28 protein-coding genes, 6 tRNA genes and 1 pseudogene are annotated in these 26,624 nt (G+C 65.1%); 22 read left to right on the top strand and 13 right to left on the bottom strand.

What is annotated here, in order from left to right; translation table 11 throughout:
- Positions 1-11: 11 nt before the first annotated feature.
- Positions 12-797: a dihydrofolate reductase family protein gene (locus AC56PL_RS17595; RefSeq protein WP_497154619.1), complete on the bottom strand. Its 786-nt coding sequence runs from the start codon at positions 795-797 to the stop codon at positions 12-14.
- A 34-nt stretch (positions 798-831) separates the two neighbouring features.
- Here AC56PL_RS17595 and zapE point away from each other — a divergent pair, with 34 nt between their 5' ends.
- The gene (gene zapE, locus AC56PL_RS17590) at positions 832-1,845 is read left to right on the top strand and encodes a cell division protein ZapE (protein WP_497154618.1); all 1,014 of its coding nucleotides are present in this window, start codon (positions 832-834) and stop codon (positions 1,843-1,845) included.
- Between the two features lie 50 nt (positions 1,846-1,895).
- Positions 1,896-2,465: a YdeI/OmpD-associated family protein gene (locus AC56PL_RS17585; RefSeq protein WP_495516615.1), complete on the top strand. Its 570-nt coding sequence runs from the start codon at positions 1,896-1,898 to the stop codon at positions 2,463-2,465.
- A gap of 12 nt (positions 2,466-2,477) precedes the next feature.
- On the opposite strand, the gene AC56PL_RS17580 is transcribed toward AC56PL_RS17585, so the two are convergent.
- The 10 genes from AC56PL_RS17580 to AC56PL_RS17535 form a co-directional block, all read right to left on the bottom strand.
- Positions 2,478-3,041 carry a GNAT family N-acetyltransferase gene (locus AC56PL_RS17580; RefSeq protein WP_495516614.1) on the bottom strand — a complete coding sequence of 188 codons (564 nt, stop codon included), beginning with the start codon at positions 3,039-3,041 and terminating at the stop codon, positions 2,478-2,480.
- Positions 3,042-3,049: 8 nt separating this feature from the next.
- Positions 3,050-3,784, bottom strand: coding sequence for an SDR family oxidoreductase (locus tag AC56PL_RS17575; RefSeq protein ID WP_497154617.1), 735 nt, complete (start codon positions 3,782-3,784; stop codon positions 3,050-3,052).
- Positions 3,785-3,858: 74 nt separating this feature from the next.
- Positions 3,859-5,163 carry a glycosyltransferase gene (locus AC56PL_RS17570; protein WP_497154616.1) on the bottom strand — a complete coding sequence of 435 codons (1,305 nt, stop codon included), beginning with the start codon at positions 5,161-5,163 and terminating at the stop codon, positions 3,859-3,861.
- The gene (locus tag AC56PL_RS17565; protein WP_495516611.1) at positions 5,160-5,753 is read right to left on the bottom strand and encodes a TetR family transcriptional regulator; all 594 of its coding nucleotides are present in this window, start codon (positions 5,751-5,753) and stop codon (positions 5,160-5,162) included. Before AC56PL_RS17565 ends, AC56PL_RS17570 begins: the two co-directional genes overlap by 4 nt.
- 126 nt (positions 5,754-5,879) lie before the next feature.
- Complete coding sequence (locus tag AC56PL_RS17560) at positions 5,880-6,077, bottom strand: hypothetical protein (RefSeq protein WP_495516610.1); 198 nt, start codon at positions 6,075-6,077, stop codon at positions 5,880-5,882.
- Positions 6,078-6,155: 78 nt separating this feature from the next.
- Positions 6,156-6,230 (bottom strand) — tRNA-Val (locus AC56PL_RS17555).
- A gap of 25 nt (positions 6,231-6,255) precedes the next feature.
- Positions 6,256-6,330 (bottom strand) — tRNA-Gly (locus tag AC56PL_RS17550).
- Between the two features lie 43 nt (positions 6,331-6,373).
- Positions 6,374-6,448, bottom strand: a tRNA-Val gene (locus AC56PL_RS17545).
- A gap of 33 nt (positions 6,449-6,481) precedes the next feature.
- Positions 6,482-6,555 (bottom strand) — tRNA-Cys (locus AC56PL_RS17540).
- A gap of 20 nt (positions 6,556-6,575) precedes the next feature.
- Positions 6,576-6,648 (bottom strand) — tRNA-Gly (locus AC56PL_RS17535).
- Between the two features lie 239 nt (positions 6,649-6,887).
- On the opposite strand from AC56PL_RS17535, the gene AC56PL_RS17530 reads away from it, so the two are divergent.
- Positions 6,888-6,959, top strand: a tRNA-Val gene (locus tag AC56PL_RS17530).
- 5 nt (positions 6,960-6,964) lie between these two features.
- Here the strand turns inward: AC56PL_RS17530 and AC56PL_RS17525 are convergent.
- Together AC56PL_RS17525 and AC56PL_RS17520 are read right to left on the bottom strand one after the other, a co-directional pair.
- Positions 6,965-8,470, bottom strand: coding sequence for a cellulase family glycosylhydrolase (locus AC56PL_RS17525; RefSeq protein ID WP_497154615.1), 1,506 nt, complete (start codon positions 8,468-8,470; stop codon positions 6,965-6,967).
- 76 nt (positions 8,471-8,546) lie between these two features.
- Entirely contained in the window at positions 8,547-9,173 is a 627-nt protein-coding gene (locus tag AC56PL_RS17520; protein ID WP_497154614.1) for a DUF2461 domain-containing protein, read from the bottom strand.
- A gap of 154 nt (positions 9,174-9,327) precedes the next feature.
- On the opposite strand from AC56PL_RS17520, the gene AC56PL_RS17515 reads away from it, so the two are divergent.
- The 19 genes and pseudogenes from AC56PL_RS17515 to ruvB all read left to right on the top strand — a co-directional run bounded on the left by AC56PL_RS17515 (position 9,328) and on the right by ruvB (position 26,572).
- Positions 9,328-10,467: an acyl-CoA dehydrogenase family protein gene (locus tag AC56PL_RS17515; protein WP_497154613.1), complete on the top strand. Its 1,140-nt coding sequence runs from the start codon at positions 9,328-9,330 to the stop codon at positions 10,465-10,467.
- Positions 10,464-11,741: an acyl-CoA dehydrogenase family protein gene (locus tag AC56PL_RS17510; RefSeq protein ID WP_495516606.1), complete on the top strand. Its 1,278-nt coding sequence runs from the start codon at positions 10,464-10,466 to the stop codon at positions 11,739-11,741. Before AC56PL_RS17515 ends, AC56PL_RS17510 begins: the two co-directional genes overlap by 4 nt.
- A gap of 33 nt (positions 11,742-11,774) precedes the next feature.
- Positions 11,775-12,215, top strand: coding sequence for a TIGR02611 family protein (locus AC56PL_RS17505; RefSeq protein WP_497154612.1), 441 nt, complete (start codon positions 11,775-11,777; stop codon positions 12,213-12,215).
- A 125-nt stretch (positions 12,216-12,340) separates the two neighbouring features.
- The gene (thrS, locus tag AC56PL_RS17500) at positions 12,341-14,410 is read left to right on the top strand and encodes a threonine--tRNA ligase (protein WP_497154611.1); all 2,070 of its coding nucleotides are present in this window, start codon (positions 12,341-12,343) and stop codon (positions 14,408-14,410) included.
- Positions 14,407-14,970 carry an ATP adenylyltransferase gene (locus AC56PL_RS17495; protein WP_495516603.1) on the top strand — a complete coding sequence of 188 codons (564 nt, stop codon included), beginning with the start codon at positions 14,407-14,409 and terminating at the stop codon, positions 14,968-14,970. The genes thrS and AC56PL_RS17495 overlap by 4 nt, the downstream gene beginning before the upstream one ends.
- Before the next feature lie 50 nt (positions 14,971-15,020).
- Positions 15,021-15,683, top strand: coding sequence for a phosphatidylinositol phosphate synthase (pgsA, locus tag AC56PL_RS17490; RefSeq protein ID WP_495516602.1), 663 nt, complete (start codon positions 15,021-15,023; stop codon positions 15,681-15,683).
- Positions 15,680-16,600, top strand: a complete 921-nt coding sequence (locus AC56PL_RS17485) for a phosphatidylinositol mannoside acyltransferase (RefSeq protein WP_495516601.1) — start codon at positions 15,680-15,682, stop codon at positions 16,598-16,600. The genes pgsA and AC56PL_RS17485 overlap by 4 nt, the downstream gene beginning before the upstream one ends.
- Complete coding sequence (locus tag AC56PL_RS17480) at positions 16,597-17,721, top strand: glycosyltransferase (RefSeq protein WP_495516600.1); 1,125 nt, start codon at positions 16,597-16,599, stop codon at positions 17,719-17,721. Before AC56PL_RS17485 ends, AC56PL_RS17480 begins: the two co-directional genes overlap by 4 nt.
- A pseudogene (locus AC56PL_RS17475) lies at positions 17,718-18,212 on the top strand (LemA family protein); the annotation flags it as partial. The gene AC56PL_RS17480 and the pseudogene AC56PL_RS17475, both read left to right, overlap by 4 nt.
- A 147-nt stretch (positions 18,213-18,359) precedes the next feature.
- Entirely contained in the window at positions 18,360-19,286 is a 927-nt protein-coding gene (gene pdxS / locus AC56PL_RS17470) for a pyridoxal 5'-phosphate synthase lyase subunit PdxS (RefSeq protein ID WP_495516599.1), read from the top strand.
- Between the two features lie 272 nt (positions 19,287-19,558).
- Entirely contained in the window at positions 19,559-20,365 is an 807-nt protein-coding gene (locus AC56PL_RS17465) for a protein phosphatase 2C domain-containing protein (protein WP_495516921.1), read from the top strand.
- 8 nt (positions 20,366-20,373) lie between these two features.
- Positions 20,374-21,102 (top strand): FHA domain-containing protein, encoded by a 729-nt coding sequence (locus AC56PL_RS17460; RefSeq protein ID WP_497154610.1) that lies wholly within the window; start codon positions 20,374-20,376, stop codon positions 21,100-21,102.
- Between the two features lie 187 nt (positions 21,103-21,289).
- Positions 21,290-21,745 (top strand): response regulator transcription factor, encoded by a 456-nt coding sequence (locus AC56PL_RS17455; RefSeq protein ID WP_497154609.1) that lies wholly within the window; start codon positions 21,290-21,292, stop codon positions 21,743-21,745.
- 78 nt (positions 21,746-21,823) lie between these two features.
- Complete coding sequence (locus AC56PL_RS17450; protein WP_495516596.1) at positions 21,824-22,675, top strand: acyl-CoA thioesterase domain-containing protein; 852 nt, start codon at positions 21,824-21,826, stop codon at positions 22,673-22,675.
- The gene (gene pdxT, locus AC56PL_RS17445) at positions 22,672-23,280 is read left to right on the top strand and encodes a pyridoxal 5'-phosphate synthase glutaminase subunit PdxT (RefSeq protein ID WP_495516595.1); all 609 of its coding nucleotides are present in this window, start codon (positions 22,672-22,674) and stop codon (positions 23,278-23,280) included. The genes AC56PL_RS17450 and pdxT overlap by 4 nt, the downstream gene beginning before the upstream one ends.
- A gap of 69 nt (positions 23,281-23,349) precedes the next feature.
- Positions 23,350-24,108: a YebC/PmpR family DNA-binding transcriptional regulator gene (locus tag AC56PL_RS17440; protein ID WP_495516594.1), complete on the top strand. Its 759-nt coding sequence runs from the start codon at positions 23,350-23,352 to the stop codon at positions 24,106-24,108.
- Positions 24,109-24,202: 94 nt separating this feature from the next.
- Positions 24,203-24,772: a crossover junction endodeoxyribonuclease RuvC gene (gene ruvC, locus AC56PL_RS17435; RefSeq protein ID WP_482139297.1), complete on the top strand. Its 570-nt coding sequence runs from the start codon at positions 24,203-24,205 to the stop codon at positions 24,770-24,772.
- Positions 24,769-25,365, top strand: coding sequence for a Holliday junction branch migration protein RuvA (ruvA, locus tag AC56PL_RS17430; RefSeq protein WP_495516593.1), 597 nt, complete (start codon positions 24,769-24,771; stop codon positions 25,363-25,365). Before ruvC ends, ruvA begins: the two co-directional genes overlap by 4 nt.
- 13 nt (positions 25,366-25,378) lie before the next feature.
- A complete protein-coding gene (ruvB, locus tag AC56PL_RS17425; RefSeq protein ID WP_497154608.1) occupies positions 25,379-26,572 on the top strand; it encodes a Holliday junction branch migration DNA helicase RuvB in 1,194 nt (397 codons plus the stop codon).
- Positions 26,573-26,624 lie beyond the last annotated feature (52 nt).

Below are 26,624 nucleotides of genomic sequence, written 5' to 3'. Positions count from 1 at the left end.
GGCCTGTTGTCTCATCGCGGATCGCGCACCCAGCGCACGTACAGGTAGTCCTGGTCGTCGGCGATGACGTGAGCCCGTCGCATCCGGCGGTCGGCGGTGCCACCTGCGGTGAGGTGCTTGGCGGCTCCGGCGGTGAGCAGCGGTGCGACCGTGACGCACAGCTCGTCGAGCAGATCCTGGTCGAGCAGTGTGCCGAGCAGCGATGGACCCCCTTCGCAGAGAACCCGCGGCCTGCCACTTCCGGCCAGATGTGCGGCGACCGCGGCCATGTCGACACTGTCGGAGCCGCAATCGACGAGCGTGGCACCGGCCTGGAGAAGGCGTACGCGTGCGTCGTCGGGGGCGTTGCGGCAGGTGAGGATTTCGGTGCCGGCGTCGGTGATGAGTGGGTTGTCGGAGGGAATGTTGAGTGAGCTGCTCACCAATGCCAGTGTCGCCGTCGGGGATTGACCCAACCCGGCGCGACGATCAGCCAGGTCGGGGTTGGCCTGCACCGGTCCATAACCTTCCGCGACTGCGGTCCGCGCCCCGACGAGCACCACGTCGGCCAGTGCGCGCAGCACCGTGAACAACTGGTGGTCGCCGTCGCCGCCGAGGCCACCGGAGAGGCCGTCGACCACCGCTGCACCGTCGATCGAACCGATCATGTTCGCGCGCAGCACCACGCCGCCTGCCGGGACCGGGGGATAGGCGTAGAGGTCCGCGAGAGCATCGGGCCCGAGGTCCGCCCCCGTGGTACCCGCGCGGTCAGCGCCGCGGATTCCTGTGAGCTGGGTCGCTTTCGTCAATGGGTGCACGGAACCATTCTGACCACTTGACTAGGCTCTCGACATGCCAGCACGTCTGAGCGACCGCACGCCGCAGGTCGCACCCGAGGCCCTCATCGGTGAGATGGTTCCGCCGTCGATGTTCGACGAGGTCAGTTTCGACTCCTACATACCCGATCCCAACGAGCCGAGCCAGGCTCAGGCGGTTGCTGCTGCCCGCGCATTCGTCGAACGTGCCAAGAAGGTCAAGAGCGGCAAAAAAGGCCTGTTCGGACGCAAGTCCGCGCCGCAGGCCGGACTCGGGCTCTACCTGGACGGTGGGTTCGGTGTCGGTAAGACCCACCTGCTGGCCTCGATCTATCACGCGATGCCAGAGCCCAAGGCGTTCGCGACGTTCGTCGAGGTGACGCACGTGGTGGGTGCGCTCGGATTCGTCAACGCCCTCGAGCGGCTCTCGGACCACACGGTGCTGTGTATCGACGAGTTCGAACTCGACGATCCCGGCGACACGATGTTGGTGTCGCGGTTGCTGACCGAACTCTCGGCGAAGGGCGTCTCGATCGTCGCCACGTCGAACACCCTGCCGGGGCAGCTCGGTGAGGGCCGCTTCGCAGCCCAGGACTTCCTGCGGGAGATCAAGAAGCTCTCGGCGGTCTTCGAGGCGATTCGCGTCGACGGTCCCGACTATCGCCATCGTGATCTGCCGCCCGCGCCCGATCCGGCCACGGATGCCGAGCTGCGGGAACTGGCGGAGAACACCCCGAACGCCACCCTCGACGACTTCGACGAACTGTGCGCGCACCTGGCCAAACTGCATCCGTCGAAGTACAAGGCATTGGTCGAGGGCGTCAGCGTCGCCTGCGTCTCCGGGGTGCACCCGGCCGCCGATCAAACGGTGGCATTGCGGATCGTCGTCCTCGCCGACCGGCTGTACGACGCAGGCATCCCGTTGATGGTCTCGGGGTCGAAGCTCGATGAGATCTTCACCGAAGAGATGTTGAACGGTGGTTACCGCAAGAAGTACCTGCGGGCGACCTCTCGTCTGCTGGCGCTCTCGCGGTTCGCCGAATCCAGATAGCAGGCAGCGAGCCGATCCCGGCCGGATCGTCCCGGCATTAGGCTGGTCAGATGGCTGATCCCCAGGCACCACACGTGCACCCCACCGATCTGGCGGAGTGGAGCCGGTGGCTCGCGGCCAACCACGACACGTCACCTGGTGTGTGGCTTGTGTTCTGGCGCAAGGAATCCGGCAACGTGCCCCTCGACTACGACGGGGCTGTCCGAGAGGCACTGTGCTGGGGATGGATCGACGGCCACACCCGATCCATCGACGACGACCGTCGCGGGTTGTGGTTCACCCGCAGAGGGCGCAGCAGCGCGTGGGCGGCATCGAACAGGGCGCGGGTCGCCGATCTGATCGCGGAAGGCCGAATGCGGCCGCCCGGACAGGCAGTCATCGACGAAGCCAAGGCCACCGGCTTGTGGAACCTCCTCGAGGATGCCGAGGCGCTCATCGAACCGGCGGAGTTGGCATCTGCGCTCGACGCCGATCCGGCGGCCCGCGGTCACTGGGACGGATTCCCGCCCAGCGTGCGGAAGTTCGCGCTGACGCAGATCGCCATGGCCAAGAGGTCGGAGACGAAGCGTAAGCGCATCACCTCGATCGTGGAGAAAGCTGCCAGGGGCGAACGGCCCTGACCGGGAGTCGGCTCAGGCGGAGCTTTCGTCGGGCCTGCGGGCGAAGATGAAGTCGTTGCACCTGGTGCCGCTGACCTGAAAGGTCTTGTGGCCCACGATGTCAAACCCCATCTTTTGGTAGAAGCGTTGTGCCCGCAGGTTTTTCTGGTTGACGCCGAGCCAGACCAGCGCACTGCCGGCCTCGGCTGCGTGATTCAGCGTCGCGGCCATCAGCCCGGCTGAGGCATCGCGGCCGTGGTGGCCGGGCAGCACATACATTTTCGACAGCATGGTCACCGGGCGCACGGTGATGGTCGCCAGCACATCGCGGTCGGTGGGCTCTTCGTCGATGACAAGTGCGTACCCGGTGATCGCCGAGGTGGCGGGGTCGACGGCCTTGAAGACGTGATGTGTGGGGTCGGCCATGAAGGCCAGGAAATGCTCCGCAGTCAGGTTGTGGGCCACGAACTGGTCGATGTCGGCGATCGTGAGCTCTGGTGGACACGCGAGAGGGAAGGTCACAGCTGCAACGGCCGCGATTTCCGCGGCGTCTTCAGGCGTGGCGATGAGGATCTGCGAGGTGGCGTACTCGGGCATGTGGCCGGTCATCCTTGTTGGTCGGCGGGGCGGAGGAGGATTTCGTTGATGGCCAGGTGCCGTGGCCGGGTGAGGACGAAGGCGACGATCTCGGCAACCTCTTCCGGGGTGACGGTGGCGACGTCGTAGGCCTGCTGGATGGTCTCGCGGGTCGCCTCGTGGGTGATGTGCGTGGGTAGTTCGGTCGCGACGATGCCGGGTTCGATCAGAGTGACGCGGACCTCGGGTAACAGTTCCTGACGGAGCGATTCCGACCATCCGTTGAGGCCCCACTTGGTGGCCGCATAGACGCCGTTGCCTGCCCGAGCGGTCCGTCCGGCGACCGAGGAGATGTTGACGATGTCGCCTCCACCGTCTTTGATCTGGTCGAGGAACACCTCGGTGGTGGTGATCGCACCGAGCAGGTTGACCTCGATCATGTTGCGGTAATCCGCGCGCTGTTCGGACGAGAAGGGGCCGAGCAGCATGACGCCTGCGTTGTTGACCAGTACATCGGCTCCGCCCAGTTCGGACCTGACCTGCTCTGCAGCAGCGACGAGTGCGTCGCGGTGGGTGACGTCGGCGGCGATGGCGACCGCGCCCTCGCCGAGTTCGCCTGCCAACGCGGTGATGCGGTCGATCCGGCGAGCCAGCAGCGCAACGCGGTACCCGGACGCGTGCAGTGATCGGGCGGTGGCGGCACCGATGCCCGACGAAGCGCCGGTGATGACTGCCACCGGGGTGCGGGTGGGGCTGTCGTTCATGGTGTTCCTCCTGTGCGGGCGTCAGAAGATGGACTTCGGGCCGCGTCGGCCCTCGGGCACACCCTTTTAGTTCATCACCCTTCGTGCCGCGACGTCGACGATTCGGAGTCGACGGTTCCAGTGAGCTCGATGTCCTCGAGTTCGGCGACCAGGGTGCCCGCTGCCGCGTCGCGCCTGATGATCGCACCGAGTCCGGTTGCGGCCTCGGTATACGACGGAACCTCCAGGATGCGCTGCGTGGCCCGGGCGATCTTGCGGGGTGTTGCCTTGCGCGGCAGCGTGATCCCGGCGCCCCGGACACTGACCCGGATGGCATTGTCGGCCTGGTCCCGGCCATGGGGCAGCGCCACGATCGGTACACCCGCGGCCAGAGCCCGGACAACCGTGCCGTGGCCGGCGTGGGTGATGACCGCGCGGGTATGTTCCAGGACCGCCGAGTGGGGTGCAGCGGTGACGACGGTGACGTTGTCGGGGGCGTTCAGCGAGGTGGGATCGATCGCCGGACCGGTGGTCACATAGCCGCGAACCGGCATCTGAGCGAGCGCGTCGATGATGCGTTGCAGACAGTCCACCTGGTCCTGAAATGTCGATGAGAGGGCCACCAGGACCAGTGGGGCATCGCCTGGGGGAGGTGTCCACGGTGTCGAGCCGGTCCATGCCGGATCGTCGAGGACGGCTCCGACGTACCGGACGTGATCTGGCATCTGCGCGGGGAAGTCGAATTCGGCGGAGGTGAGCACGAGGTGTTTGCGCGCCGCGTGGACCTGATCGAAGAACTCCGGCACCGGAGCCAGTCCGTAGGACACCCGCAGTGCGTTCAGCGCCTCGGTGCCCTTGTTCCACTGCCCGAGCGTCACTGTTCGAACGATGCGATCACGGAGTCGGGTCAACCGGCCGCGGGCGGGCGGTAGGCCGAGCCCGACCGGCGGCATGTCTTTTGCCGGCAGGAGATATGCGTTGGCGAACGGCACATCGAACGGAACTCCACGGGCCTGCGCTGCAACCATCGCGCCGACCGCGAAAAACGAACAGATCGCCAGATCGGGATGTACGTCGTCGATGGCCGCGACCATGTCGCGGGCGTAGGCGGGGGCCGGGCCGATGAACTGGCGATCGCGGAGCCTGGAGAACAAGGTGATCGGGTTCGAGCATTCCCAATCCTGCAGCGGATCGTCCTGTGCGCTGCGGGACGGACGATTCGGTGCGGATGTCCACGGCATAAAAGTTGCGCCGACGGCTTCGACGTCGGAGATCATCGAGTCCTCGGCGAGGACGGTGACACGGTGGCCACGTTCGACGAGTCTGCGGGCGGCCCCGAGTTCTGGGGGTACCGTGCCGCCGCCGTCGACGAGGGCGAAGAGGTACGTGCGAGTGTTCATGTTCTGGTTCCTTTCAGGACGCCGACGACCAGATCGGCCATCGATTGTTCGGTTGCCGACCGGCTCAGACGAAGATCGCGGCGCAGCAGTTTCCAGACGTAGACATCGGTGGCCGCATGCAAGGTGTGCAGTGCGTGTGCGCGTGCAGTCGGATCGGTGGGGAGGTGGTCGCCGAACATCGCGGCCAACCACTGCTGGTGATGGGTCCGGGCTTTGTCCAATGCGGCGGCCAGGTCGGGGAAGCGATCCGCGGACATCGCCCACCGGACGTTCGCGTCGCCCATCAGTTCGTATTCGCCGACCAGTGCGCTGATGGCGCCGCTGATGTCGCCGGGCCGCGCGGCGTGACGGGCGGTGTTGGTCTGCTCCGCCAACGACTCGGCCAATCCGAGAACGACCCCGGCCTTGGATTCGAAATGATTGAGCACGGTCTGGTGAGACACCCCGGACGCTTTGGCGATCGATGCGAGCGTCACGTCCTCGAACGCCTTCTCCATGAAGAGGTCCTTCGCGGCGGCGAGGATTCGCTCCCGCGTCGCAACTTTGCTCTCGGCGCGGCCGGTCTGGGTGTAAGCACGTGTTGTTTTCATTTGACTGCCACTCAAGCACTGACTTGAGTGACGGTCAAGCGAATTCATTCGAAGAACACAAAAAAGCCGAGCCGCATGAGCGGCCCGGCTGTGGTTGAGGTGGCTGTGGCTGTAAGCGCTGTGGAGTCAGATCAGGACTGCGGACGTGGCGCAGATGCGCTGCGCCGCGGCGTGCAGGGCCCGGTCGCGTTGCGCGAGATCGCGATGTTCGCGCGTGATGGGAAGAAGATTGGTCAGCACCTGGCTGCCGCTCATCGGGTAGTTGTTGTTGCTGACCCAATCGAGCGTGTAGCGCAGGGCATCGCGATCACCGGTGTCGTTCATAGTGGTTCCTCAAACGTGTGGATCTATCTGGACACAAGAAAAACCCAGCCGCTGGGCCGGGTTCTTCTTTTCGAACCATGGTGCGCGATACAGGGATTGAACCTGTGACCTCTTCCGTGTCAGGGAAGCGCTCTCCCGCTGAGCTAATCGCGCCTGTTCAAGGGGACTTCGTTCTGTTTGGAGCGGATGACGGGATTCGAACCCGCGACCCTCACCTTGGCAAGGTGATGCGCTACCACTGCGCTACATCCGCATTCGTTGAAGAAGCCCCGGACGAGCCGGGGCTTCTTCAACGATGGTGCGCGATACAGGGATTGAACCTGTGACCTCTTCCGTGTCAGGGAAGCGCTCTCCCGCTGAGCTAATCGCGCGAGATCTTGTTTAGTTTTAGCCTATCCAACTTGTGGAGGCGGCGACGGGAATCGAACCCGTGTGCACGGCTTTGCAGGCCGTTGCCTCACCACTCGGCCACACCGCCACGGTGAATCTCGTTCTTCGAGCGGATGACGGGATTCGAACCCGCGACCCTCACCTTGGCAAGGTGATGCGCTACCAGCTGCGCTACATCCGCATTCGTAGCCAGGGTCTTGGTCGTGCTGTCCTGGCAACGAGGACAAACATTATCGGACCGACCCGCAAAGTCACAAATCGCCTGATCAGCCCATTTTTCGGCAAAACGCCGCGGGTGTTGATCGAGTTTCGGGTGGTGTCGGTGGGGTTGGTGGGATCGACCTTGCGATTTGGATCAGCCCGGGGTGATCGTGTTAATGTCTTCCGGTCGCAACCGAAGGATTTCGGTCACGACAATCTGGTCCCGTGGCTCAGTGGAAGAGCGTCCCGTTCACACCGGGAAGGTCGCTGGTTCGATCCCAGCCGGGACCACAAGTTCAGCGAGTGAGTTCCACGATGACCGGGCCTCCGGTGTTCTCGATTTCCAGCAGCTGCGCGTTCGGCGCTGAGGTCACCTGTCCGCCGTTCACCCGGACCGTGTAGCCCCCCGGATAGTGGCGGTCGACGGGGACGAAGATCTCGGTCGGTGCGCGCACGCCCGCACGTGGCGTCCATTCCAGCACCATGCGTCCCGTTTCTGGATCGTAGGAATAGCGGGTGGGCACCCCAGAGATCGCCTGCGGAGACGGACGTGCGATCACATCCGCCATCGGTTGCCGAATGGTGCTCATGTCATCGGGATCGTCGAACAGGTCGCCGTCGCCGATGCCGCCCGGATAGTCGATCCAGTCCTTGTAGCCCCAGAGCATCCAGCCGGTCAGGTATTTGTCGCTCAGTTGCATGATGCGTTCGATCTCGACCACGTCCTGCGTGTCGCCGAACTCGGTCTGCACCACCGCCGCACCCATCCGGTCGGCCGCATCGATCGCATTGCGGTAGACGGTGTTGTCCAGCTCGGGGCAGGCCGGATACCCGAGCGCTGTGGACTCCTGGTCGGCACTCTTGGTCGCCAGCGAGGTACCGCAGTAATCGTGGAATCCGAACACCACCGGCTCGACTTCCGCCGGTGGCGGCTGTAGGAACGTCGGCGATCCGATGTCGGCGATCAGATGCGGCTCATAGAACACCGGGGTGGCGCGGTCGACCGAACGCACCGCGAGGGCGAGTTTGTCCTGCAGCGGTTGTAGCTGGTTCTTGTCGAAGTCCGCACACCCACCCGGCGGCAGACAGCTCGGGAACGCCGTCCCCGGCCATGGCTCGTTGAACAGGTCGTAGCCGAGGAGATGATCGTTGCCGATGCCCTTGGACTGCACCGCTTGCGCGACGGTGCGCCACGCGCCCGCCATCGCATCAGCGATGCCGTCCCGATTGGCGTAGAGATTGTCGAACGCCCGCTGCAGTGCGGGGTTGGTGAAAGCCGAGGCACCTTGGGTGATTTCCGGTGGATTCGGCCAGTCGTCGGTGAAGGTGGCCCAGTCCGGGAATCCGGCGCCGTTCACCTTTTCGTTGTAGTTGTCCTGATGGAACTCCAGCAGCACCCAGATCCCGTTCCGGGTCAGCACGTCGACCTCGCGGAGGATCTCGTTCAGATAGGCCCGATCGATCACGCCGCGGGTGGGTTCCAAACCCTTCCAGAACCAGGCGAGCCGAACGGAGTTGACGCCCAACGACGTCAGCAGCTCGGCATCTCGATCGGTGACCGCTTCTGCAGGCGGGTGATAGGGAGGCTTCTTGTGGGCGATCTGCAGTCCGTGGAGGTAGATCGTGCGTCCATGGGCGTCGATCAGCCACCGTCCATCCGTGCTGACCCCATCCGTCCCGGCCGAGGACATACGCGGATCGGCGCTGGATCCGGCCGCGGGGAGTAGCAGTGTCGCGATGGTCAGCATCACGACGAGGGACACGATGGTGCCGGCACGTGGCCGCAACGATCCGGTTGTCATCAGAATCCTTGGTGGTCGCCCATGGACGGGGTTCAGGTTCCGATCAGTCAACCATCCGGGATTCGTCGTCGCGCCGTTATCCGTGGCGCATCGCCCAGTCGACCAGCGGGGTTCCCGCTCGCCACTCCGCACGCACACGGTCGACGAGTGCCGGGGTGTGGATGAAGTCCTCGAACCCGAAGTCGCGGGTGGCGGTGAGGGTCTTGTGGCGCAGCAACGCGATCCGGGGATGGTTCACGTCCCACCCACGAGGCGCGGTCTTGAGTTGGCTCCCGCCGATGTCCCAGCCGTCCGCCCGCATGGTCTCGACGAGATGTTCCAGCTCGGGGCCGTGGAGATCGTTGTCGATCGCGGCCCGCAGATTCGCGAGTCGTTCGGCAGAGGTGTCGTAGTAGCCGACGGCGACCTTCACCCCGGGTGCACCGATCTGTACGTAGTAGCCGGTCGCCGGTCCGACGGCCACAAACGCGCCCTGGTGCGTCTTGTACGGGGTCTTGTCCTTCGCGAATCGCACGTCACGGTAGGGGCGGAACACCTTGGGTGCACCGAATTCCTCGCTCAGGGCCTCGGTGAGTTCGCTCATCGGGCCTGCGACAGCGAGTTGGTATGTCTGCTTGTGCGCATCCCAGAACGCTCTGGAGTTGTCCTGCTCCAAGTCGTCGTAGAAGTCGAGTGCGGCCTCGGGGAATCCCTGAAAGCTCATCGTCGGATTCTACGTGGGCGTGGTTTGCCGCTGACCTCCACTTGCCCCGGTAGGCCTTGAGCGGCTACTAATTGAATTCTGGATGAGAATTGCGTTCTCGCTCAGAGAGATCTATGTATTCACAGGTGCGACCGAGGTGAGGACGTGCACGCCCATGTTGTTGGAGCTGTCTGACGATCAAGAGTTCTTCCGGGACACCACGGACCGGTTCCTGTCGGCCAAGGTGCCGGTTGCAGAGCTCCGTCGTCTTCGGGACGACCCGGTCGGGTATCCGTCGGACTACTGGCGCAAAGGCGCCGAGCTCGGTTGGACCAGCCTGCTGGTCGACGAGCGGCACGGTGGTGGATCCATCAGTGGGTCGGGGCTCGCCGACCTCACACTGGTCGCCCACGAGTTCGGCCGCCACGCTGCGCCAGGTCCGCTGCTGCCCACGAACGTCGTCGCCTCACTGCTGAACACAGAGGGCTCCGATGAGCACGTTGCGGTGCTCGAAGCCCTTCTGGCGGGCACGGCGACCGCGGCCTGGGCGCTGGCCCGGCCGAACCCGAAATCATTGGTGGCCGTCCCCGCGACCTCGATCACCATCGACGGCGACGAGGTGGTGGTCCACGGGACCAAGCGGCCCGTCGAAGGTGCTGCCGCCGCCGACCACCTGCTCGTGGTCGGGCGGACCGGAGAAGGTCTGTCGCAGGTGCTCGTCCCGCGGACCGCCGCAGGCGTCACGGTCAAGCCCCTGCAATCGATCGACCTGACCCGGCGCTACGCCGCCGTCGACTTCGACAATGTTCGCGTGCCGCGTTCGGCGCTGGTCGGTGAGCCGGGGCAGGCTCGTGAGGCCGTCACCCGCGGTTGTCAGGTGGCGATCGTGATCGGCTGCGCCGAGTCGGTTGGCGCGATGCAGTCGGTGTTCGACATGACACTCGAGTGGGCTTTCGACCGCTATTCCTTCGGCCGGTCCCTGGCCTCCTACCAGGAGATCAAGCACCGTTTTGCCGACATGAAAATGTGGCTCGAGGCGAGCCACGCGGTCGCCGACGCCGCCGCCGCGGCGGTTGCCGCGCAGGCCCCGAATGCGGCAGAGGTCGTCAGTGCCGCCAAGGCCTACATCGGTCAATACGGCGAAGAACTCATGCAGGACTGCGTGCAGATCCATGGCGGGATCGGTGTCACGTTCGAACACGACCTGCACCTGTACAGCCGGCGCGCGAGTGCCAATCGATCCACCTTCGGAGTTCCTGCCGATCATCGTCAACGCATCGCCGACATCGTCCTGCGCCAGGAGGCCACGGTATGACCGCCCCCAATACAGACACCGACATCGAATCCGTCGAGGACTTCGGCGCCCGCGCGCGGGCCTGGGTTCAGGACAATCTCAAGCGATCCGACCCCGCCGCCCACATCGGGGTCATGCGCAACGAGGGCAGCGACGAGGAAGAAGTCGCTCTCGTCGCGCGCGAGCGTGAGATCCAGCGCATGTTCTACGACGCCGGATTCGCAGGCATCTGCATCCCGCGCGAATACGGCGGGCGCGGTTTGACCCGGGCGCACCTGAAAGCGCTCGACGACGCGCTCGGCGGATACGAGTACCCGGCCCGCCTGCAGTCGCCCACGTTTGCGCCCTGTGTGGGTGTCATCCTCGACTACGGCACCGAAGAGCAGAAGAAGCAGCACATCCCCGCCATCTTGAAGGGCGAGGAGATCTGGATGCAGTTCCTCTCCGAACCCAGCGGTGGGTCGGATGTGGCAGGCGCGCTGACCACCGCGGTGCGTGACGGAGACGAGTGGGTGCTCAACGGTTCGAAGATCTGGACCACCGGCGCCTGGTGGTCGGACTGGGCGTTGTGCCTGGCCCGCACCAACTGGGACGTCCCCAAGCATCGGGGTCTGACCGTCTTCATGCTGCCGCTGCGCCAGCCCGGCATCGAGGTGCATCGCATCGAACTCCTCAACGGGTCGCGGGAGTTCTGTCAGGAGTACCTGACCGATGTCAGGGTCCCGGACAGCGATCGGGTCGGTGAGATCGACAACGGCTGGAAGGTCGGCACCGGCTGGATGTTCCATGAGCGGATGGCTCATCACTCGCCGTATACGACGATGCCCGCGGGGTCGGCCCGCGGTGGTTCGCGCGTGCCCGAGCTGGTCGAGGTGCTGCAGGATTCCGGCCGGGCCGACGATCCGATCAGTCGCGATCTGATCGGCGAGGCGCGAATGTTCGATGTGGTCAAAGATGCGTTGCAGCAGCGTATTTCGCGTGGTATCGCCAAGAAGACCGTGTCGGATCAGGCGGCCAGCATCGCCCGGTTGATGACCGGTGTGGCCGCCGTGCGCTCCACGTCTATCGGATACGAGCTCACCGATGCCTCCGGTGCCGCGTGGGACAGCGACGACGGCGCGGTCGCCGAACGCGGCGTGGACAACCTCATGCGGCAGGTCTCCACGATCGCGGGCGGCACCACCGAGATGGCCCGCAACGCGATCAGCGAGCGACTGCTCGGGATGCCGCGTGAGCAGACTCACGACGTCAACCTGGCATTCCGCGATGTGCCGAGGGGTCGTTCCGGCAGCTGAGCCGGCGCAGACCTGCTTACGTAAGCTGTCACCATGGATCGAAGTGGGGGCACTGTGGAGCAACATGACGCCAAGGGCTTCCTGCAGGCGATATCGAACAAGCGCAATGACATTCGGGATCGACGCACCCTCAACCTGATCTATCGCTGTGCCGTCGGGATCATCGGCGCCGCAGTACTGGCAGTGGGGATCGTGGCCATCCCGTATCCGGGTCCGGGCTGGCTGATCGTGTTCGCCGGCTTGGGCATCTTGGCGACGGAGTTCGTGTGGGCGCATCGCGTGTTGACGTTTGCCAAGGGCAAGTACGACAAATGGATGGACTGGATCTCGGCGCAGCATTGGTCTGTTCAAGCCATATTCTGGTTGTTGACCTGTGCGATCGTCGTGGCAACCCTGTGGGTGCTCGGGGCCCTGGAGATAGGCGCAGGCTGGGTCGGCATCGAATGGACGTGGCTGGCGAGTCCCGTTTTCTGACCGCGTCTGCTCCCGCCGGAGGCAACCGGACGTGGGTCGGCCGGGTGGTCGGCATTACGATCATGGATTGACATGGAACCCGGCCGGCCTCGGTCGGGTGGTTTCATTCGACAAGGAGTACCCAGGTGCCAGAAAATCCCGTTCCCGGTCCATCAGCCACGATCACGGTGGCGGCCGGGACCACCGCGGGTGCGGCGCTACGCGAGAGTGGGCACCCCAACAAGGGGCCCGAGGCGATTGTTGTCGTTCGCGACGCCGACGGCACTCTGCGTGATCTGTCCTGGGCCCCTGACTCCGACACCGTGGTCGAGCCCGTCGCCGCCAACACCGAAGACGGCCGTAGCGTCATCCGGCACTCGGCGGCCCACGTGCTGGCCCAGGCCGTCCAGGACCTGAACCCGAAGGCCAAGCTGGGCATCGGTCCGCCCATCGAGAACGGCTTCTACTACGACTTCGATGTCGAAGAACCGTTCACGCCGGAAGACCTGACCGCGCTCGAGAAGAAGATGAAGCAGATCATCAAGTCGGGTCAGCGCTTCTCGCGTCGCGTCTACGAATCGGTCGATCAGGCCAAGGCCGAACTGGCCGACGAGCCGTACAAGCTCGAACTCGTCGAAGACAAGGGTTCGGCCGACGACCCCGAGGTCATGGAGGTCGGTGGCGCAGAGCTCACCGCCTACGACAACCTCAACCCGCGTACGGGCGAGAAGATCTGGGGCGATCTGTGCCGCGGCCCGCACGTGCCGACCACCAAATACATCACTGCCTTCAAGCTGACCCGTAGCTCGGCGGCCTACTGGCGGGGCAACCAGGACAACGCCGATCTGCAGCGGGTCTACGGCACCGCCTGGGAGTCGGCCGAGGCGATGGACGGCTATCTCGAACTGCTGGCCGAGGCCGAACGCCGCGACCACCGCAAGCTCGGTGCCGAACTCGACCTGTTCAGCTTCCCGGACGCGCTCGGTTCCGGCCTGCCGGTGTTCCACCCCAAAGGCGGCATCATCCGCAAGGAACTCGAGGACTACTCGCGTTCACGTCACATCGAAGAGGGCTACGACTTCGTCAACACCCCTCACGTGACCAAGAGCAATCTCTACGAGATCTCCGGCCACCTCGATTGGTACAAGGACGGGATGTTCCCGGCGATGCACCTCGACGCCGAACTCGACGAGAACGGGCAGGTGCGCAAGCCTGGCCAGGACTACTACCTCAAGCCGATGAACTGCCCGATGCACAATCTGATCTTCAACGCCCGGGGTCGCTCGTATCGCGAACTGCCGCTGCGGCTGTTCGAGTTCGGTGCGGTCTACCGCTATGAGAAGTCCGGTGTCGTCCACGGCTTGACCCGCGTGCGGGGTATGACGCAGGACGACGCCCACATCTACTGCACCAAAGAGCAGATGCGCGCAGAGCTGACCAGCACGCTGAAGTTCGTGCTCGGTCTTCTCCATGACTACGGCCTCGATGACTTCTACCTCGAACTGTCGACCCGCAACCCGGACAAGTCCGTCGGGTCCGATGAGATCTGGGAAGAGGCGACGGCCACCCTCGCCGAGGTCGGTGAGGCGTCGGGCCTACGCCTGGTGCCCGATCCGGGCGGCGCCGCGTTCTACGGCCCGAAGATCTCCGTCCAGGTCAAGGACGCCCTGGGCCGCAACTGGCAGATGTCGACCATCCAGCTCGACTTCAACCTGCCCGAGCGGTTCGAGATGGAGTACACCGGTCCCGACGGTTCCAAGCATCGTCCGGTGATGATCCACCGGGCATTGTTCGGATCCATCGAGCGGTTCTTCGGCGTGCTGACCGAGCATTACGCGGGCGCGTTCCCGGCCTGGCTGTCGCCGGTGCAGGTGGTGGGTATCCCGGTCGCCGATGCGTTCGTTCCGCATCTGGACGATGTTGTGGCGCAGCTCAAGTCGAACGGTGTTCGCGCCGAGGTCGATCAGAGCGACGACCGGATGCAGAAGAAGATCCGCAACCACACGACGGGCAAGGTGCCGTTCATGTTGCTGGCAGGCGAGCGCGACGTCGAGGCGGGCGCGGTGAGCTTCCGGTTCCGGGACGGCACCCAGGTCAACGGTGTGCCGGTCGCCGATGCGGTCGGCATCATCACCGAGTGGGTCCGAGGTCGCCGCAACGAGTCGCCGACTGCAGGGTTGATCGAGGATTCAGGGTTGACCGAGGCGCCGGCGTGATCCGCGACGTCGGGCCGGGGCAACCCGATCGCCTGCAGCGGTTGTGGAGCCCACACCGCATGTCGTACATCACCGCGGCCCCGCGCACCGCGACCGGCAACGGCGACGACTCCGAGTCGTCGGCGGCGTCGGTGCATCCCTTCATCGACATCCCCAGGATGTCCGACGAGGCCGGCCTGATGGTCGCCCGTGGTGAGACGGTCTACGCGGTCCTGAACCTGTATCCGTACAACCCCGGGCATGCGATGATCGTGCCCTACCGTCAGGTCGCCGATCTCGAAGATCTCACCGAGGCCGAAAGCCGTGAGCTGATGGTGTTCACGCAGAAGATGATCCGCGCGATCAAGTCGGTCTCCAATCCCGATGCGTTCAACGTCGGTCTCAATCTCGGGACCGCCGCGGGTGGTTCGCTCGCCGAACACCTGCACCAGCACGTTGTGCCCCGGTGGGGTGGCGACGCCAACTTCATCACGGTGATCGGCGAGACCAAGGTGATGCCGCAGTTGCTCCGCGACACCAGAGCTCTGCTGGCAGAAGCCTGGCTGAAGCTGCAGGATTGACGGCTGGAGTACCCGATGAAGATGTTTCCGATGGAGAGCGTGCTGAATCTATGTTGAGTGTGCTGGGGCGGGCTTCGGTATCCAAGATCACCCTGCCGCTGGGAAAAGTGCTGATCAAGACCGGTCTGACCCCTGATGCGATGACGATCATCGGCACCGTTGCGACGATCGCGGCGGCGGTGACGCTGTTCCCGATGGGCTATCTGTTCGTCGGGACACTGGCGATCTGGCTCTTCGTGATGTTCGACATGCTCGACGGTGCGATGGCCCGGGCCCGCGGTGGCGGCACCAAGTTCGGTGCCGTGCTCGACTCCACCTGCGACCGGCTCGCCGACGGTGCCATCTTCGCCGGGCTCGGCTGGTGGACCCTGGTGGAGGAACCGAGCAAACCCCTGTTCATCGCGACGATGATCTGCCTGGTCACCTCGCAGGTGATCTCTTACGCCAAGGCCCGTGCGGAGGCCAGCGGCCTCAACGGTGACGGCGGGTTGATCGAACGTCCGGATCGCCTGGTCATCGTGTTGGTGGGCACCGGTTTGACCGGACTCGGATTGCCGTGGGCAATTCACATCGCGATGTGGGCACTGGCCGCGGGCAGCGTGATCACCGTCTTCCAGCGGATGTGGTCGGTGTACAAGTCGCCGGGCGCCACGGATCTGCTCCCGATCACAGCTCCGTCGTCGACACCGGACCCCGGCGGGCCGACGGAGTGAGCGGGGCCGCAGAACGGCTCGCGGACCTCGGTTACGCGGCCGGTTGGTCGCTGGTCCGGCATCTGCCGGAAGGTGTCGCCCGCAGCGTCTTCGACGGCGTCGGCACGGTCGTGGGCGGTCGCAAAGGCGGTCCCGATCAGTTGCGCAAGAACCTCGCCCGGGTCCTGCGCTGCGAACCAGAGCAGGTCCCGGACGACGTGATGAAGGCCGCGATGCGGTCGTATGCACGTTATTGGCGTGAGTCGTTCCGGCTTCCGTCCATGGATATGGCCGCCGCGGCCTCGCGGGTACATATGCCCGACATCGACCGTGGTCGCATTGAGACCGCCCTCGACAAGGGCAACGGAGTGATCCTCGCCTTGCCCCACTCCGGCAATTGGGACATGGCCGGTGTCTGGCTTGTCGACTTGTTGGGGGAGTTCTCCACCGTCGCCGAGCGGTTGAAGCCCGAATCGCTGTTCGAGAGGTTCGTCCGGTACCGGGAGAGCCTGGGCTTCGAGATCTTCCCGCTCAGCGGAGGAGAGGCACCGCCCTTTCAACAGCTGGCGGCGCGCCTTCGGTCCGGAGGTGTGGTCTGCTTGCTCGGTGAGCGCGATCTCGCCAAACGCGGCGTCCCGGTGACGTTCTTCGGGGAACAGACCCGAATGCCTGCCGGGCCTGCCAAATTGGCGATCGACACCGGTGCCGCGCTGATCGCGGTCCACCATTGGTTCACCGGACCCGACACCTCCGAGCTCTCCTGCAGCGAGGTGATCGACACCACGGGCGGGGTCGAGGCGACCACGCAGGCGATGGCGACGGTCTTCGAGGCCAATATCGCTGCCCATCCCGAAGATTGGCACATGCTGCAACCGCTGTGGGAGGCTGACTGGTCGCACAACCGGCGTCGCATGATCGAGGAGGGGAAAAGCGAGTGAAGATCGGCATGATCTGCCCGTACTCGTTCGACATCCCCGGCGGCGTCCAGGCCCATGTGATGGAACTCGCGCAGGTGTTCATCAACCGCGGACACACCGTCAGTGTGCTCGCGCCCGCAGGCCGGGACACCGAATTGCCCTCCTATGTGGTGTCGGTCGGTGAGGCACTTGCGATTCCGTACAACGGCTCGGTGGCCCGCCTGAACTTCAGTCCGAAAGCGTATGGGCGCCTGCGGAACTGGTTGCGGGAAGAAGAGTTCGACGTCCTCCACGTCCATGAACCCAATTCGCCCAGTATCTCGATGCTCTCCCTGATGGTGGCGCAGGGTCCGATCGTCACCACATTCCATGCCGCGACCACGAAGTCGTTGTGGCTCAGTCTCTTTCAGGGGATTCTGCGTCCCTATCACGAACGGATCGCCGGCAAGATCGCCGTATCCGAACTGGCACGCCGCTGGCAGATGGAATCCCTCGGTTCCGACGCGGTGGAGATCCCGAACGGCGTGCATGTGCGGTCGTTTTCCGATGCGGAGCCGTTCGAAGGCTATCCACGACGGGGCAAGACGATCCTGTTCCTGGGCCGCTATGACGAACCCCGCAAGGGGATGGACGTCCTGATCGGTGCGCTGCCCGCGGTGGTCGCCCGGTATCCCGACGTCCGCGTCCTGGTGGTCGGGGGCGGTCACGAACGGACGCTGCGCGGTAAGGCCGGGGAGTTCGCCGATCGCCTGGTGTTGCTCGGACAGGTCGACGACGAGACCAAGGCCCGGGCCCTGCGGTCGGCCGATGTGTACTGCGCGCCGAACCTGGGTGGCGAGAGTTTCGGCATCGTGCTTGTCGAGGCGATGGCCGCAGGCGCTGCGGTGGTGGCGAGCAAGCTCGACGCATTCCGCCGGGTCCTCGACGACGGACGTTCCGGAGTCCTGGTGGAGGTCGGTGATTCGGAGGAACTCGCCTTCGGGATCATCGCGGCCCTCGGTGACGACGCGAGCCGCTCGGCGATGGTGGAGCGCGCAGAGCAGCGCGCGGCGCGATACGACTGGTCGCAGGTCGCTGATCAGATCCTGCGGGTTTATGACACGGTCACTATCGGGGCCGGCAAGGTGGTAGTCGAAGAATGACGATTTCAGCTCTGACAATCCTGATCCTGGGAATCGTCGCAGTGGTGGTGCTGGCCGGGCTCGGCTGGTCGTACAAGACGGCCAACCGGCTCGATCGCCTGCACGTGCGGGTTGATCTGTCCTGGCAGGCACTCGACGCGGCGCTGGCCCGCCGGGCCGTGGTGGCCCGGTCGATCGGGGCAGGCCTCGGTGGTGACGGCAAAGCGCTGATCGCGGCAGCCGACCGGGCCGAAGGTGCATCGCCCGGCGAACGCGAAGATGCCGAGAACGTGGTGTCCGCCGCATTGGCCCAGGTGGACAGTGGTTCACTGCGCTCACAACTGGTCACCGAGCTCGCCGACGCCGAGACCAGGGTGATGATCGCGCGGCGGTTCTACAACGATGCCGTCCGCGATACCTTGGCGCTGCGACAGCGGCGCCCGGTGCGGTGGCTTCACCTCGGTGGTACCGCGCCACTCCCGACGTACTTCGAGATCGTCGAGCGGGCAGCGGCCTGATCGGCGATCGACCCCCTGCTCGACGGACTGGACGTTCACCTCTCGCCGAGGCGTGTATGCACGCCAAAAGCCCAGGGCATAGACTGAAAGTCCAGGACTTTACTGAACTGTGTATCCACTAGTTGTGTAGGAGTAATTGACGTGAGCAGTGCTTCAGACCTTGGTTCTTCGGTGACTCCGGACGCTTCCGGCACCGGTACTGCGCGGGTGAAGCGCGGTATGGCCGAGATGCTCAAGGGCGGCGTGATCATGGATGTGGTCAACGCGGAGCAGGCCAAGATCGCCGAGGATGCCGGTGCTGTTGCGGTCATGGCACTCGAGCGAGTTCCCGCCGACATCCGAGCCCAGGGCGGCGTCTCCCGGATGAGCGATCCGGACATGATCGATTCGATCATCTCCACGGTGTCGATCCCGGTGATGGCCAAGGCCCGTATCGGCCATTTTGTCGAAGCGCAGATCCTGCAGAGCCTCGGTGTCGACTACATCGACGAGTCCGAGGTCCTGACGCCGGCCGACTACGCCAACCACATCGACAAGTGGCAGTTCACCGTTCCGTTCGTCTGTGGTGCCACCAATCTCGGTGAGGCGCTTCGCCGTATCACCGAAGGTGCCGGGATGATCCGGTCCAAGGGTGAGGCCGGAACCGGCGACGTCTCCAACGCCACCACCCACATGCGCAAGATGCGTGATCAGATCCGGTGGCTGACCTCGCTGCCCAAGGACGAGCTGTTCGTGGCGGCCAAGGAGCTGCAGGCGCCGTACGACCTGGTTGTCGAGATCGCCGAGGCAGGTAAGTTGCCGGTCACCCTGTTCACCGCCGGTGGTATCGCCACCCCGGCCGACGCCGCGATGATGATGCAGCTCGGCGCCGAGGGTGTGTTCGTCGGGTCGGGCATCTTCAAGTCCGGTAACCCGGCGCAGCGTGCCTCCGCCATCGTGCAGGCCACCACCTTCTTCGACGATCCCGATGTGTTGGCCAAGGTCTCCCGCGGGCTGGGCGAAGCAATGGTCGGTATCAACGTCGACGAGATCCCGGAGCCGCACCGCCTCGCAGAGCGCGGCTGGTGACCACGTCCGCTGACTGATCGAGCGCTGCCACGGCAGCGCCGGAGATCGTCCGGGTGTTGTCGGCACCCGCAGGAGCCACTGGGCCGCACCCGCGGGCCGGTGGCTCCTTTGTTTCTGCCGACACGCATATCCAATTCACTGCGCCCGGCGGGTCGATTGTGGATGATCAGACCGGGCAAGGTTGCTGCGCTGGGCGAAGGAAGCTTTGACGTGGCAGATTGATACGTGTTGGCGCGTTCGACCAAAAGACCTGAAGGCGGAGCTCGATGAGCATGGAGACAACCGGGGCGGTTCGGGATGTAACCCGCAGCGGTACAGGTGAGTTCGGCCAGGTCTCGATCTCCTGGGCGGTGGTCAGCGACGTCGGCCTGTTGCGCGAGACCAACGAGGACGCGGTACTGGTGGCCCCCGGGATGGTCCTTGTCGCCGACGGCATGGGCGGACACGACCGTGGCGAGCTCGCCAGTGAGGCGGCGCTGACCGCGTTGTCGACCACCGCCATCAGCGGGATCAACCGCACCCGCGATTCGGTCGTCGAACTCCTCACCGAGGCGCAGCGGCAGATCGAACGGATCGACACCGAGTCCAACCGCCATGCGGGCACAACCATCACCGGTGCGCTGTTGGCCGACCACGATGGTGTGCCGCACTGGCTGGTATTGAACATCGGCGATTCCCGGACGTACCGGTTCTCCGCGGGCAGGCTCGAACAGGTCACCGTCGACCACTCGCAGGTGCAAGAACTTGTCGACGCCGGATATCTGACCGCCGAACAGGCCCGAGTTGACCCGCGGCGCAACGTGATCACGCGGGCCCTGGGTGCCGGCATGGAACAGGAGGCCGACTTCTTCACGTTCCCGGTCGCGATCGGCGATCGCATCCTGGTGTGCTCGGACGGTCTGACCGGAGAGCTCGCCGACAGCGTGATCGCGCAGATCCTCGCAGACCAGCCCGATCCGACGCTGGCCGCGACAACGCTGGTCGCGGCCGCACTGGAATCGGGCGGCCGTGACAACGTGACCGTGGCGATTGCCGATGTCACCGCGGTTCCGGAACTTGTCGAACCCCCCATTCGGTGAGCGTGCCGATGAGCGCGCCGCCTGAGTCGTTCGTCGACTATTGCGGCGAGCGTCACCCGCTGGACCCGGACGAACCCTTCCACATCGGCCGTGACGCCGATCTGGACATCGACGACAACCCGTATCTGCACCGCAAGTTTCTGATGATCCATTTCGAACAGGGTCTGTGGTGGCTGTCCAATGTCGGCTCGCATCTGTCGGCGGGTGTTGTCGCCGGTGAAGCGGGCTTCCAGGCCACCCTGGCACCTGGCGCCAGGGTGCCGTTGACATCCGGGGTGACCGCGGTCGTGTTCACCGCCGGACCCACCACGTATGAACTCGACATCCATTCGGGCACAATTCCTTTGGTGAGTCTGGACCGGCCGGGCGAACCGACGGGCAGTGGGGAGGCGACCATCGGTGTCGTATCCCTGACGGAGAGCCAGAAGCTGCTCATCGTGGTACTCGCCGAAGAGGTGTTGCGCCGCAACGGCACCGGAGCGAGTTCGATCCCGTCATCCGCGCGGGCCGCGCATCGGCTCGGCTGGTCGCTGACCAAGTTCAATCGCAAACTCGACAACGTCTGCGACAAATTCGATCAGATCGGCGTGTCCGGGATGCGGGGTGGCTCCGGTCGGCTCGCCAGCAATCGCCGGGTCAAGCTCGTCGAGTACGCCGTCGCCTCCCGGGTGGTCACCCGCGCCGACCTCCCGATGATCGAGGCCGAGGCGCGGCGCAGCGGTGTGACGGGCGGCTGATCGCCCGCAAGTGTGCCCGATGGGGCACGATCTCCGGGTACTCGTCGTGAAAAGGTGGTCTTACCTGCATCGATGGGGTGGGTAGTTCTCCCCATCGACACGTCGCTCGTAGCGGTTTTAGTGTTGTGACATTCCACAGCCGCGCCGCAGCGCAGCGAGTTGGCCCAACACCTAGTAGGAGACCGTGATGACCGTATTGCACAACACTTTTCACGCGCCGACCCGTCCCCGCGTCGGCTACCGGCCGGTGACCCCGGCCCGGCTGACCCGTGAAGAGGCGTTGGCCCGGCTGGCACAGCGCACGATGCCACTTCCGGGTCGGCAGACGACCACCTGCACCACGCCGGGTGCTCCGACGTCACCGACCCGGCAGGCGGGCCAGGGCCAGGTCGATTCGGTGGCCACCCGGACATACCCGAAGCCCAAGCTGTCGCAACGGGAGATCGAGGTGCTCCGGGCCTGGCTGAACCTCGACTCGAAATCGGCTGTCGCCGAATCGCTCTTCATCTCGCTCGGCACCGTCAACACGCACCTCGCGCGAATCCGCGTGAAGTACAACGAGGTCGGGCGCGGAGCATCGACCAAAGCGGCTCTGGTGGCGCGGGCCATCCAGGACGGGATCGTCTCCATCGACGACTTGTGAAGTAGTCGCCCGCGGGTGCGGGTGATCGGCCTCTGACGCCACGTGGGCAATAATCGTGGTCAGAAAGGGGTCAACCACATGGCGATGATCGAAGAGATCCTCCAACTCGAGGAAATCGAGAAGGACATCTACCGGGGGCGGGTTCACGAGAGTTTCCTCGAACGCACCTTCGGCGGGCAGGTCGCCGGACAGGCACTGGTGTCGGCCACCCGGAGTGTCGAGGACCGTTTCAACGTGCACTCGCTGCACGGCTACTTCCTTCGCGGGGGCAACCCGCTCGAACCTACGGTGTACCTCGTCGATCGGATCCGCGACGGCCGGTCGTTTTGCACGCGCCGGGTCACCGCCATCCAGGACGGCCTGGCGATCTTCACGATGTCGGCCTCGTTCCACGTCGATGACCAGGGTTATGAACACCAGGACACGATGCCCCGGGTCAAGCGGCCCGAAGAGCTCGTCGACCTGCTGACGGTTGACGACCCGGAACTCAAGGCGCCCTACCGTGAATGGCAGAACTTCGACGTCCGGATCGTTCCGCGTGACGATCTGATCGGCAGCCGGGACCTCGCGGCGCAGCAGCAGGTGTGGTTCCGCTACCGCACGCCGCTGCCCGACGACCAGGTGTTCCACGTCTGCACACTCGCGTACATGAGCGACATGACATTGCTGGGTTCGGCGAAGGTCCCGCACCCCGACGAAGACGCGCAGTTCGCCTCCCTCGACCACGCGATGTGGTTCCTCCGCCCGTTCCGCGCCGACGAATGGCTGCTCTACGACCAGACGTCACCGTCGGCCAGTGGGGGTCGCTCGTTGACCCAGGGCCGGATCTACGATCACCGGGGCGTGATGGTGGCCGCGGTGACGCAGGAGGGGCTGACCAGGACCGGACGTCCCGTTCCGGCCGACCAGCACGCGAAGCGGCCGAGTTGAGCAGCGCACCCCGGATCGGCATCCTCGCTCTGCAGGGTGATGTCCGCGAACATCACGACGCGCTGACCAAGGCGGGGGCGCAGGCCTGCGCGATCCGCCGGCCGAGTGAACTCGACCAGATCGACGGAATCGTCATCCCCGGTGGCGAATCGACCACGATGAGCAAGTTGCTGGTGATCCTCGACCTGCTCGAACCGTTGCGCAAGGCTCTTGCCGGTGGCCTGCCCGCCTACGGTTCCTGTGCCGGGATGATCATGCTCGCCAGCAACATCCTCGATACGCGTCCCGATGCCCAGCACCTCGATGCCCTCGACATCACCGTGCGCCGCAACGCATTCGGACGTCAGGTCGCCTCGTTCGAGACCGACCTCGAACTCGTCGGCATCCCTGGCGGCCCGATGCGTGCGGTCTTCATCCGGGCGCCGTGGGTGGAGTCGACGGGGGAGGGCGTCGAGGTACTCGGCACGGTCCCCGACGGTCCGGCCGCCGGTCGGGTGGTGGCGGTACGTCAGGGCAATGTCCTGGCGACCTCATTTCATCCCGAGGTGACGGGCGATCTACGGGTCCACGAGTACTTTGCCGAGATGGTCAGAAATACCCGCTGATACTGCGAGTAGGATCGATCCGCACCTCCACGCCAGAAGACCAGAGCTGTACGAAAGGGGCTTGCGCCAATGAGCGGCCACTCCAAATGGGCCACCACCAAGCACAAGAAGGCGGTGGTCGATGCCAAGCGCGGCAAGATGTTTGCCAAGCTCGTCAAGAACATCGAGGTCGCAGCGCGGACCGGTGGCGGCGACCCGGTTGGTAACCCCACGCTGTACGACGCGATTCAGAAGGCTAAGAAGTCGTCGGTGCCCAACGACAACATCGAACGCGCCCGCAAACGTGGCGGCGGCGAAGAGGCCGGTGGCGCCGACTGGCAGAACATCACGTACGAGGGTTACGGACCCAACGGTGTTGCAATCCTGATCGAGTGCCTCACCGACAATCGCAACCGGGCTGCCACCGAGGTGCGCACCGCGATGAGCCGCAACGGCGGCAACATGGCCGATCCGGGTTCGGTGTCGTACCTGTTCGCCCGCAAGGGTGTGGTGACCCTCGAGAAGAACGGTCTGTCGGAGGACGACGTGTTGATGGCTGTTCTCGAGGCCGGCGCCGAAGAAGTCACCGATCTGGGGACGCAGTTCGAGATCGTCAGTGAACCAACGGATCTCGTTGCCGTTCGCACCGCGTTGCAGGACGCGGGAATCGACTACGAATCCGCCGAGGCCAGCTTCCGCGCCTCGGTCGAGGTGCCGGTCGACGCCGAGGGTGCACGCAAGGTCTTCCGGTTGATCGACGCGCTCGAGGATTCGGACGACGTGCAAGACGTCTACACCAACATCGACATCAGCGACGACGTGCTCGCCGAACTCGAACAGGACGCCTGACCCGGCGTGTTGTTGCCTCGGCTTGTTCGACGCGGCCGCTAGGATATCGAACAGTTGTTCGTTTCTGGCTGGTTGTTGTCGAAGGTGGAGATGCATGCGTGTGATGGGTGTGGACCCAGGGTTGACCCGGTGCGGGATCGCGCTGGTTCAATCCGGCTCCGGTCGCGCTGTGACGGCACTTGACGTCGACGTGATCCGCACGCCCCCGGACATGCCGCTGGAGAACCGGTTGCTCGCCATCCACACGGCCGCCGAGCACTGGCTCGATGTGCACAGCCCGGACGTGGTGGCGATCGAGCGGGTCTTCGCGCAGCATCAGGTCAGCACCGCCATGGGTACCGCCCAGGCCGGGGGAGTGATCGCGCTTGCCGCGGCCAAACGGGGTGTCCCGGTGCGATTTCACACGCCGAGTGAGGTGAAGGCCGCTGTCACCGGCAGCGGCCGTGCCGACAAGGCGCAGGTGACCGCCATGGTCACCCGCATCCTGGGCATGCAGCAGGCTCCCAAACCGGCCGATGCCGCCGACGCGCTGGCGTTGGCGATCTGTCATTGCTGGCGCGGACCGATCGCCGAGCGCATGGAGGCGGCCCAGGCAAAGGCATTGGCCCAACAAAAGGCGTATCGCGAGCGAGTCGCCCAGGCGAAGAAGGCGGCGGCGCGATGATCGCTTCGGTTCGTGGTCCGGTGGTGGACGTGGCACTCGACCATGTGGTCATCGATTGCGGCGGCGTCGGGTATCAGGTCCTGGTCACCCCCAGTACCGCCGGATCGGTACGCCGTGGCGTCGAGGCCCTTCTGTTGACGACGATGATCGTCCGCGAAGACTCGATGACCTTGTACGGCTTCACCGAACCCGACGCCAGATCGCTGTTCACCTTGTTGCAGACGGTGACCGGGGTCGGTCCGCGGTTGGCGATGGCCACCCTCGCGGTCCTCGAGCCCGATGCCTTGCGACAAGCATTGGCGGGCGGCGACACCAAGGCATTGATCACCGTGCCCGGCATCGGCAAGCGGGTCGCCGAGCGTCTCGTCGTCGAACTGCGCGACAAGGTCGAGCGGCCACATGCCGCCTCCACAGGTGATTCCTCGATGTCGAGTTTCACCATTCGCGACCAGGTGTCCGAAGCCCTCGTCGGACTCGGATTCGCCGCCCCGCAGGCAGAGAAGGCCGTCATCGCGGTCCTCGCCGACCGGCCGGATGCCGATTCGGCAACCGTGCTGCGAGCCGCGCTGGCGTCACTGGGTAAGACCAAGTGATGGGTGGGTCGTCATGATCGGCGCCGGGGACGACAACTTCGGGGACGACAACTTCGGAGACGGCGATTTCGGAGACGGCGATTTCGGTGGCGACGATTTCGGGGCCGGGTCAGATGACTCGTCCAGTCGTACCGTCAATGCCGGTCGCATCACGGGTGACGGCGATCTCGACAACAGCCTGCGGCCACGGAGCCTTGGCGATTTCATCGGGCAGCCACGGGTCTGTGAACAGCTCGAACTCGTGCTGCAAGCCGCCCGCGGACGCGGCGGGACACCGGATCACATTCTCCTCTCCGGTCCACCCGGACTCGGCAAGACCTCGCTCGCGATGATCATCGCCTCCGAGATGGGTGCGGCGCTGCGCGTGACATCGGGTCCGGCGCTCGAACGGGCAGGCGATCTCGCCGCGATGCTCTCCAACCTCGTCGAGGGTGATGTGCTCTTCATCGACGAGATCCACCGGATCGCCCGGCCCGCAGAGGAGATGCTGTACCTCGCGATGGAGGACTTCCGTGTCGACGTGATCGTCGGCAAGGGACCCGGTGCCACATCGATCCCGCTCGATGTCGCACCGTTCACGTTGGTCGGCGCAACCACGCGGTCAGGTGCCCTCACCGGACCGTTGCGTGACCGGTTCGGCTTCACCGCGCACATGGAGTTCTACGACACCGGTGAACTCGAGCGGGTTCTGAACCGGGCGGCGGGAATTCTCGGGATCACCATGCGGCCCGACGCCGGTGCCGAGATCGCTTCCCGGTCCCGGGGCACGCCCCGGATCGCCAACCGCCTGCTGCGGCGCGTCCGGGACTACGCGGAGGTGCGGGCCGATGGCGTGGTCGATCTGGCCGTGGCACGTGCTGCACTGGCCGTCTACGACGTCGACGAACTCGGATTCGATCGTCTCGACCGTGCCGTGCTCGCAGCCCTGATCAGGGGTTTTGGCGGCGGACCGGTGGGTGTGTCAACCCTCGCGGTGGCAGTTGGAGAAGAACCCGCCACCGTCGAAGAGGTGTGTGAACCGTTCCTGGTGCGCGCCGGGATGATCGCCCGGACCCCTCGCGGCCGGGTCGCGACCGCAGCCGCGTGGCATCACCTCGGGCTGAATCCGCCGGCGGGTGCACTCAGTGCGGGCTTCGGGGTGCGGGCGCGGGACGACGGTCCCGAGGTGGTTTCGCTGTTCGATCCATCCGACGAGAAGGGGATCTGACAAGGGGCTGTTCCAAGCCGGATCTGGCATGGTGCGGCGAAGATGGCACACT

Source organism: Williamsia sp. Y721 (assembly GCF_059683565.1).
Note: the sequence above shows the minus strand (reverse complement) of the source record. Positions and strands in the feature narration are given on the sequence as shown.

Coding starts and splice junctions, on each gene's coding strand:
- zapE (WP_497154618.1), top strand. CDS start 832: ATGCCAGCACGTCTGAGCGACCGCACGCCGCAGGTCGCACCCGAGGCC.
- AC56PL_RS17585 (WP_495516615.1), top strand. CDS start 1,896: ATGGCTGATCCCCAGGCACCACACGTGCACCCCACCGATCTGGCGGAG.
- AC56PL_RS17580 (WP_495516614.1), bottom strand. CDS start 3,041: ATGCCCGAGTACGCCACCTCGCAGATCCTCATCGCCACGCCTGAAGAC.
- AC56PL_RS17575 (WP_497154617.1), bottom strand. CDS start 3,784: ATGAACGACAGCCCCACCCGCACCCCGGTGGCAGTCATCACCGGCGCT.
- AC56PL_RS17570 (WP_497154616.1), bottom strand. CDS start 5,163: ATGAACACTCGCACGTACCTCTTCGCCCTCGTCGACGGCGGCGGCACG.
- AC56PL_RS17565 (WP_495516611.1), bottom strand. CDS start 5,753: ATGAAAACAACACGTGCTTACACCCAGACCGGCCGCGCCGAGAGCAAA.
- AC56PL_RS17560 (WP_495516610.1), bottom strand. CDS start 6,077: ATGAACGACACCGGTGATCGCGATGCCCTGCGCTACACGCTCGATTGG.
- AC56PL_RS17525 (WP_497154615.1), bottom strand. CDS start 8,470: ATGACAACCGGATCGTTGCGGCCACGTGCCGGCACCATCGTGTCCCTC.
- AC56PL_RS17520 (WP_497154614.1), bottom strand. CDS start 9,173: ATGAGCTTTCAGGGATTCCCCGAGGCCGCACTCGACTTCTACGACGAC.
- AC56PL_RS17515 (WP_497154613.1), top strand. CDS start 9,328: ATGTTGTTGGAGCTGTCTGACGATCAAGAGTTCTTCCGGGACACCACG.
- AC56PL_RS17510 (WP_495516606.1), top strand. CDS start 10,464: ATGACCGCCCCCAATACAGACACCGACATCGAATCCGTCGAGGACTTC.
- AC56PL_RS17505 (WP_497154612.1), top strand. CDS start 11,775: ATGGATCGAAGTGGGGGCACTGTGGAGCAACATGACGCCAAGGGCTTC.
- pgsA (WP_495516602.1), top strand. CDS start 15,021: ATGTTGAGTGTGCTGGGGCGGGCTTCGGTATCCAAGATCACCCTGCCG.
- AC56PL_RS17465 (WP_495516921.1), top strand. CDS start 19,559: ATGGAGACAACCGGGGCGGTTCGGGATGTAACCCGCAGCGGTACAGGT.
- AC56PL_RS17460 (WP_497154610.1), top strand. CDS start 20,374: ATGAGCGCGCCGCCTGAGTCGTTCGTCGACTATTGCGGCGAGCGTCAC.
- AC56PL_RS17455 (WP_497154609.1), top strand. CDS start 21,290: ATGACCGTATTGCACAACACTTTTCACGCGCCGACCCGTCCCCGCGTC.
- AC56PL_RS17450 (WP_495516596.1), top strand. CDS start 21,824: ATGGCGATGATCGAAGAGATCCTCCAACTCGAGGAAATCGAGAAGGAC.
- AC56PL_RS17440 (WP_495516594.1), top strand. CDS start 23,350: ATGAGCGGCCACTCCAAATGGGCCACCACCAAGCACAAGAAGGCGGTG.
- ruvC (WP_482139297.1), top strand. CDS start 24,203: ATGCGTGTGATGGGTGTGGACCCAGGGTTGACCCGGTGCGGGATCGCG.
- ruvA (WP_495516593.1), top strand. CDS start 24,769: ATGATCGCTTCGGTTCGTGGTCCGGTGGTGGACGTGGCACTCGACCAT.
- ruvB (WP_497154608.1), top strand. CDS start 25,379: ATGATCGGCGCCGGGGACGACAACTTCGGGGACGACAACTTCGGAGAC.